The sequence below is a fragment of the Endozoicomonas sp. ONNA1 genome (genome assembly GCF_024606325.1).
GTDB lineage: Bacteria > Pseudomonadota > Gammaproteobacteria > Pseudomonadales > Endozoicomonadaceae > Endozoicomonas_A.
The window spans coordinates 1-1,046 of sequence record NZ_JAHHPN010000947.1 but is presented as its reverse complement, the minus strand read 5'-3'; the positions used below and the strand labels follow the sequence as shown (position 1 = coordinate 1,046).

Annotated in this window: 2 protein-coding genes; both read right to left on the bottom strand. The window is 42.8% G+C overall.

What is annotated here, in order from left to right; translation table 11 throughout:
- The coding region (locus tag KDK19_RS22735; protein WP_257293013.1) for a hypothetical protein at positions 1-214 on the bottom strand (214 nt) is incomplete at its 3' end.
- Between the two features lie 296 nt (positions 215-510).
- On the bottom strand, positions 511-1,046 hold a 536-nt coding region (locus KDK19_RS22730; RefSeq protein ID WP_257293012.1), incomplete at its 5' end, for a serpin family protein.

The following is a 1,046-nucleotide window of genomic DNA, read 5'->3' as shown; positions in this document are numbered from 1 at the left end:
AATGTATTGTGTCACCTTGATGCTCGTCGTCAGAATCTTCTTCATGAAATGCCGGGTAGGGTGAAAGTTTTTCAGTATCTTTGTTGACGCCGAAGTGGTTATAGGGCAAAGCCCAGAGCTGTGAGGGTAGCAACAGGATATAAAGCAAACTGACCAAGAGTAAAATGCGCCTGTGCTGCAAGGCTATATCCGGAGATTTAATTACTTGAGCCATGTTGGCACCTCATAACTTCCTGATTTCAGGGATTGTCATCAAGAGGACCTTCCTATTCACTGGACAGTTTCCCAGCGGAGTGTTGAAAGGAAGATGTAACACAATATAGGATAGTTTTTTGGTGAGTACCTAAAAACTAAACCTGCTCAAGGGGCAGAGGGAATTGACGCTGTAAAAATTAAAGATTCATTTTTTCTCGACAGCTATTTCCCCGTAAATTTCTGAGAACACTATTTTCTCTCAATTGCAACGAAAGGGTGAGGGGAGTCGTGAGGCTCCCCTTACCTGATTAATGGCTACCGGTACCCGATATCCAATTCCGAAGTGCTGCGAGGATCAAGTATCTGCCCAATGAAGATGATTCTATTTGTTAATTTATTATGCAATACATAAAGGAATGGTCGATTAAATTGGATGGATTTTCTCTGATTGCCCCCTCCCCCTCCTCTCGTTGTAGAGATGCGTGTGACAGCTGCGGCTCGGGTCCCATTTTCATTGACCTCAATTGCGCAATGTTGACGAACCAGATTAAGCAAAACACCTGGACCATTAGATAGCATAGCTCCTAATTCGAGGTGCCTTGTAAAAATAGGACGCAGAGGTGTTTTTCTCAGAAAGTAGCTCAATTCAATGTCCGAATCAACTTTAAAGGGTGGAAGTCCAATAGTGATTTTTGAACATGATGGGCATGATTGTTTGGAGTTTAATGATGAAAATAATGCCATTATTATATCTGCTGATATCTCATGGGGCATTATCCCTTCGGGAGGTAAAACGAAAATCATTTCATGGGCTCCCCGGTAAGGAACGGCGACTGCTTGCCAATCATTGT